This window comes from Xanthobacter autotrophicus (assembly GCF_030015065.1).
Lineage (GTDB): Bacteria > Pseudomonadota > Alphaproteobacteria > Rhizobiales > Xanthobacteraceae > Xanthobacter > Xanthobacter autotrophicus_D.
In genome coordinates, this window is record NZ_JAIVFN010000179.1 from 1 (window position 1) to 5,934 (window position 5,934).

Annotated in this window: 6 protein-coding genes; 3 read left to right on the forward strand and 3 right to left on the reverse strand. The window is 70.4% G+C overall.

The window, feature by feature from the left end; all coding sequences use genetic code 11:
* Nucleotides 1-203: 203 nt before the first annotated feature.
* From K9U40_RS21560 to K9U40_RS21570, 3 genes are all read right to left on the reverse strand, one after another.
* Nucleotides 204-1,685 carry an aldehyde dehydrogenase gene (locus K9U40_RS21560; RefSeq protein WP_282892167.1) on the reverse strand — a complete coding sequence of 494 codons (1,482 nt, stop codon included), beginning with the start codon at nucleotides 1,683-1,685 and terminating at the stop codon, nucleotides 204-206.
* A 78-nt stretch (nucleotides 1,686-1,763) separates the two neighbouring features.
* Nucleotides 1,764-2,012: a DNA gyrase inhibitor YacG gene (gene yacG, locus K9U40_RS21565; RefSeq protein WP_282892172.1), complete on the reverse strand. Its 249-nt coding sequence runs from the start codon at nucleotides 2,010-2,012 to the stop codon at nucleotides 1,764-1,766.
* A 188-nt stretch (nucleotides 2,013-2,200) separates the two neighbouring features.
* Nucleotides 2,201-2,821 (reverse strand): Maf-like protein, encoded by a 621-nt coding sequence (locus K9U40_RS21570; RefSeq protein ID WP_282892168.1) that lies wholly within the window; start codon nucleotides 2,819-2,821, stop codon nucleotides 2,201-2,203.
* A gap of 352 nt (nucleotides 2,822-3,173) precedes the next feature.
* Here K9U40_RS21570 and K9U40_RS21575 point away from each other — a divergent pair, with 352 nt between their 5' ends.
* From K9U40_RS21575 to K9U40_RS21585, 3 genes are all read left to right on the forward strand, one after another.
* The gene (locus K9U40_RS21575; RefSeq protein WP_282892169.1) at nucleotides 3,174-3,575 is read left to right on the forward strand and encodes a thioredoxin family protein; all 402 of its coding nucleotides are present in this window, start codon (nucleotides 3,174-3,176) and stop codon (nucleotides 3,573-3,575) included.
* Between the two features lie 8 nt (nucleotides 3,576-3,583).
* Nucleotides 3,584-4,306, forward strand: coding sequence for a cytochrome c biogenesis CcdA family protein (locus K9U40_RS21580; RefSeq protein ID WP_282892170.1), 723 nt, complete (start codon nucleotides 3,584-3,586; stop codon nucleotides 4,304-4,306).
* 149 nt (nucleotides 4,307-4,455) lie between these two features.
* Nucleotides 4,456-5,934: (Fe-S)-binding protein (locus K9U40_RS21585; protein ID WP_282892171.1), on the forward strand; the 1,479-nt coding region annotated here is incomplete at its 3' end.

The following is a 5,934-nucleotide window of genomic DNA, read 5'->3' on the forward strand; positions in this document are numbered from 1 at the left end:
CCTCCCTGCCCTCCCCCGCAAGCGGGAGAGGGTTCAGGCCGTGTCCGGTCCCAGCGACCACGTTCAAATGGCATCACTTCTGGCGTCGGAGATGTCCGACAAATGCGGCCAGCGGCGCCTGTCGCTGGTGGATCGCGCTCTCACTCAAGATTAGAGAACGCGTTATCCGATCAGATCGCGGCGCGATCTGATCGGCGGGTGCTCTAAAGCCGCGTCCACACCGTCTTCAGGTCGCAATATTTATCCAGCGCGTGCAGGGACTTGTCGCGCCCGAAGCCGGATTGCTTCACGCCGCCGAAGGGGGTGGTGATGTCGTCGGCGTCGAAGCAGTTCACATAGATGACACCGGCCTTGAAGCGCCGCGCGATCCGGTGCGCGGCGGCAAGGTCGCCGCTCCACACCGCCGCGCCGAGGCCGTAGACGGTGCCGTTGGCGATCTCCACCGCCTCGTCCAGCCCGTCGAAGCCGATCACCGAGAGCACGGGGCCGAAGATCTCCTTCTGCGCCAGCGCCGAGGACGGCGCCACGCCGTCGAACACGGTGGGGGCCACAAAGGCGCCGCCGCTGTCCTGCCGCACCGCCGTGCCGCCGGTGACCAGCCGCGCGCCGGAGGTCACGCCCTCCTCGATGGCGGCAAGGATGCGGCCCTGATGCTCGAAGCTCACCACCGCGCCGGCGCGGGCCGCGGGGTCCTGCGGATCCCCCGGCATCCAGCGCGGGGCCAGCGCCGCCACGCGGGAAACCAGCGCCTCGCGGATGCGATTGTCCACCAGCAGCCGGGAGGCCGCCGTGCACATCTCGCCCTGGTTGAAGAAGATGCCGGAGGCCACCGCCTGCGCCACCTCGTCGAGGTCGGGCACGTCGTGGGCCACCACGAAGGCGGTCTTGCCGCCCAGTTCCAGGAACACGCGCTTCAGATTGCTGTCGGAGGAATAGCGCAGGAAATAGCGCCCCACCTCGGTGGAGCCGGTGAAGGCGATGGCGTCCACATCCATGTGGAGGCCCAGCGCCTTGCCGGCCTCCACGCCGAGGCCGGGCACCACGTTGAACACCCCCGCCGGCACCCCCGCCTCAAGCGCCAGCTCGCCGAGGCGCAGCGCGGTGAGGGGGCTTTCCTCGGCCGGCTTCAGCACCACGGAATTGCCCATGGCCAGAGCGGGGGCCACCTTCCATGCGGCCATGATCATGGGGAAGTTCCACGGCGTCACGCAGCCCACCACGCCCAGCGGCTCGCGCAGCACCAGGGCGAGATTGTCGGCCGTGGTGGGCGCCACCTCGCCATAGACCTTGTCGCAGCACTCGCCGTAATAGGCGAAGCAGTCCGCCGCCGCACGCACGTCGATGGAGCGCGCATCGGCGATGGGCTTGCCCATGTTGAGGGTCTCGGTGAGCGCCAGCTCGTCGCGATGGGCGCGGATCAGCTCGGCGAAGCGCTGGAGGATGCGCTTGCGCTCCACCGGCCGCAGGCCCGCCCAGCGGCGATCCTCGAAGGCGGCGCGGGCCGCCTTCACCGCCCGGTCGATATCGGCGCCGTCGCAGGCCGCCACCTGGGCGAGAACCTTGCCGGTGGCCGGATTGATGGCGTCGAAGGTGCGCCCCGACGCGGCCGGGGCGAAGGCGCCGTCGATCAGGGCCTCACTCCGGAAGGATGGGTAGGTGTCCGCCGTCCGTTCCGCCGCCGCCATGATGCGCTCCTCGACCGCTGGGAGCGGACAACCTCGCGCGACGCTCCGGGGGCCGTCAAGATGGGGGGCGGCGCCCCGTCACCGGGTCTCGCCGCCCTGGCCCTCGCCGTCCTCGTCCTCCTCCTCCCGCCCGGCGATGGCGTAGGAGCCGGAGAGCCAGCGGTGGAGGTCCACGTCGGCACAGCGCCGGGAGCAGAAGGGGTGGTAGCGCTTCACGGACGGCCTGGAGCAGATCGGGCACGGCTTGGCGGAATAAAGCTCCGAAGCAGCCGCGCCAGCCGCCCCGGAGGCCTGCGCGCCGGATTCGTCGGCACCCTCGGGTGGCACGGCTTTGGGGGACGTGGCCTTGGGGGACGTGGCTTTGGCCGCCGCTTTCCGGGGCACGGGCTTTTTGGCCGCGGCGGCCCCAGCCGGCGCGTCCTGCGCCTCGCCGCGCTTCGCCTTGCCGGGCGTGACCTTCCCGGGCGTGACCTTGCCCGCCTTGGACCTATGGTCGTCGGGCTGGTCCGGGCCGCTCATGCGGCGCGCTCCACCCAGCCGGCGCGCACGTCGTAGCCCTGGCCGGACAACAGGCCGATGGTCTCCGACAAAGGCAGGCCCACCACGTTGCTGTAGGAGCCCACCAGCTTCACCACGAACGAGCCGGCAATGCCCTGGATGGCATAGCCGCCGGCCTTGCCCCGCCATTCCCCGCAGGCGAGGTAATCATTGATCTCGTCCCGCGACAGGCGCTTGAAGCGCACCCGGCTTTCCACCAGCCGGGTATGGGCGCGGCCCTTGGCGTCCACGAGGCACACGCCGGTATAGACCCGGTGGGTGCGGCCCGACAGCAGCCGGAGGCAGGCCTCCGCCTCATCCTCCAGGTCGGGCTTGGGCAGGATGCGCCGGCCCACCGCCACCACCGTGTCGGCGGAGAGCACCAGCGCGTTCATCTCGGCGTCCTTCGCGCGCTGGGCGACCAGCTTGCCCTTGGCTTCCGACAGGCGCTGGGCGAGGCGGCGCGGCAGCTCGCCGCGTTCGGGGGTCTCGTCCACGTCGGCGGGCATGAGCAGGTCCGGCTCGATCCCCGCCTGATTGAGCAGCGCCAGCCGGCGGGGCGAGCCTGAAGCAAGCACGAGCTTCACCTGATCGGTCACGGAACACACCTTTCGAGCCAGCCAGAGCCGGATCCGCCAGGGCCTCGATCGCCCCGGCGGCAAATCCGCCTCGAAACCAAAGAGGGAGCGCAGGCGGCGCCTGACGCTCATCTACCGGAAAGGCGCTGCCGTGTGAACGGGGCGCGGCGGCAGGTGGCGACCCCGGCGTGGCCGATCCCCGAAGATCAACTCGGTGTGACCGCCCCGCCCGCCTGTAACCCGGCGCGGCCCTCCGGCGAAATCCTGGTGTCGGCCCATGCAGGGCCGCCCCCGGTGCCTTCTGAGCGCCGGGCCTGCCGTGCCGGCGCGGGTGCGCCGCACGAAAATCTTCGGGACGCGGAGCTGAAGACACATGTTCACCCGTCGAGCCACCCTCGCCTTCTCGCTTGCCGCCGCCCTCGTTGCCGGCGCATCGGCCATGGCCTTCGCCGAGCCGGAGCACACCCCCTTCACGCCCGCCGCCTTCAAAGCCGCCCAGCACGCGGGCAAGCCCATCCTGGTGGAGATCCACGCCTCCTGGTGTCCGGTCTGCGCGGCGCAGGCCCCCATCCTGTCGGAGCTGCTGAGCCAGCCCCGGTACAAGGAGATGGTGGTGTTCCGCGTGGACTTCGACAGCCAGAAGGACGCGGTGAAGAGCTTCAAGGCGCGCGAGCAGAGCACCCTGATCGCCTTCAAGGGCGCCACCGAGGCCGGGCGTTCCGTGGGCGACACCCACAAGGGCTCCATCGAGGCCCTGCTCTCCCACGCCATCTGAGGCCGGATATGGCCTTTGGCAGCTTCGCCCTCGCCTTCATGGCGGGGGTCCTCTCCGTGCTCTCCCCCTGCGTGGTGCCGCTCCTGCCCATCGTGCTCGGGGCAGCGGCGGCGGAGCATCGCCTCGCACCGGTGGCGCTGGCGGCGGGGGTCGCCCTGTCCTTCGTCACCATCGGGCTGTTCGTGGCCACCATCGGCTATGCCATCGGCCTTGAAGGCGATGTGTTCCGCATCCTCGCGGCGCTGTTGATGGTGGGCATTGGCACCGTGCTCGCGGTGCCGCAGTTCCAGACCCGCCTCGCCGCCGCCGGCGGGCCATTGAGCAATCTTGCCGCGCGCCGGCTCGACGGCTTCTCCCGCACCGGCATTGGCGGGCAGTTCGCCGTGGGCCTGCTGCTCGGGGCGGTATGGAGCCCCTGCGTCGGTCCCACACTGGGGGCGGCGTCCGTGCTGGCGGCCCAGGGGCAGAACCTGCCGCAGGTGGCAGGGGTGATGGCCCTGTTCGGCCTCGGCGCCGGCCTGCCCCTGGCGCTGCTGGGGACCTTGTTCCGTCCGGCGCTGGCGCGCTGGCGCGGTCGCCTGCTGGGCGCCGGCAAGGGCGCGAAGGCGGTGCTCGGCCTCGTGCTGGCGCTGGTGGGCATGCTGATCCTCACCGGAGCCGACAAGCGACTGGAAGCCGCGCTGGTGGCGGCCTCGCCGGCGTGGCTCACCACCTTGACCACGCGCTTCTGACTTCGACTTCCGAGCTGCGGTGCGTGCGTCGTCCAGTGACGCACCGCGGAACCGGCTCCGGGACGCCATCGCCCTTCGTGCGGCCCGGAGCCGGCCCTCTTTTCCGGGGTACGCATCTTGCTTCTGCGGGCGCGAACGGGGCCCGCGGCATGAAAACCTTCCTCGACTGGTCGGCTTACGACACATACGGCATCGGCGACGCCTATTCCGGCATTCCCGCCACCGGCGGGAACTACGCGAAAGCGGTGGCCGTGTGCATGCACAGCCGCGATTGTCGCAATACCGGCAAGGGCGTCATGTGCCCGAGCTATCGCATCACCGGCGACAAGGACCATTCCACGGAAGCCCGCGTCGCCGCCTTCAAGGCGGCGCTGAACGACGGCACCGACGCCAACGCCTTCGCCGACCCCCGGCTCGACGCGGCCATGGACCTGTGCGTGTCCTGCAAGGCGTGCAAGAAGGAATGCCCCAGCGCCGTGGACATGACGCTGATCAAGACCGAATACCTCGCCCAGCGCCACGAGATCAAAGGCGTGCCCCGGCGCACCCGGCTGTTCGGCGGGGTGCCGGAATGGACCGGGCGCCACCGCCGCCTGCTGCGCCTCGCCATCAGGCTGCGCAACCGCTCGCGCCTTTTGACCAAGGCCGCAGAAAAGCTGCTCGGCATCAGCGCCCGCCGCGCCATCCCCGAGCCGGCGCCGCGCCCCTATGCGGCGCCCGCCGCTGCGCCCATGCCGGCGGAAGCCCCGCGCGGCGAGGTGATCCTGTTCGTGGATACCTTCTGCCACCATTTCGAGCCGGAGGTGGCCGAGGCCGCCCACGCGGTGCTGACCCACGCCGGCTACGCCGTGCGCATCGCGAAGCCCGATCCCGCCGACGCCGAGCCCGACCGGCCCCTGTGCTGCGGCCGCACGTACCTGACCACCGGCATGGTGGAGAAGGCGCGCAGCGAGGGCAAGCGGGTGCTCGCGGCGTTCCGCGGCGAGATCGCGGCGCAGACGCCCATCATCGGGCTGGAGCCCTCGTGCCTGCTGTCCCTGCGCGATGAACTCTACAGCCTCGGCCTCGGGCCGGAGGTGGGGGCGCTGGGCAAGCAATTGTTCCTGCTGGAGGAGTTCCTGGCCCGCGAGCACCAGAACAAGGGGCTGCGGATGCGGCTGAAGCCTTTGCCCGGCCCGAAGGCGGTGCTGCACGGCCACTGCCACCAGAAGGCGTTCGGGGTGATGAAGGCGACGCGCAAGGTGCTCGGCTTCATCCCCGGCTTCTCCTACGACATCGTGGAGACCAGTTGCTGCGGCATGGCCGGCAGCTTCGGGCTGGAGGCCGAGCATTACGACGCCTCCATGCAGATGGCGGAACTCGCCCTTTTGCCCGCCATGCGCGCGGCGCCGCAGGACGCCCCGCTCATCGCCAACGGCTTTTCCTGCCGCCACCAGATCGAGCACGGCTCCGGCCGCAAGGCCCGCCACATCGCCCTGCTCTTGCGCGACGCTCTGGATTTAGAGCGCCTAACAAAACGATTTGTTAACCATATTTGGCGTTGTGTTGGGCATGGCCAAGAAGCTGTTGCCCGACGCCCTCTGGGCGGAGATCGCCCCGTTGTTTCCATGCGCTGCGCCTCGCCCGAA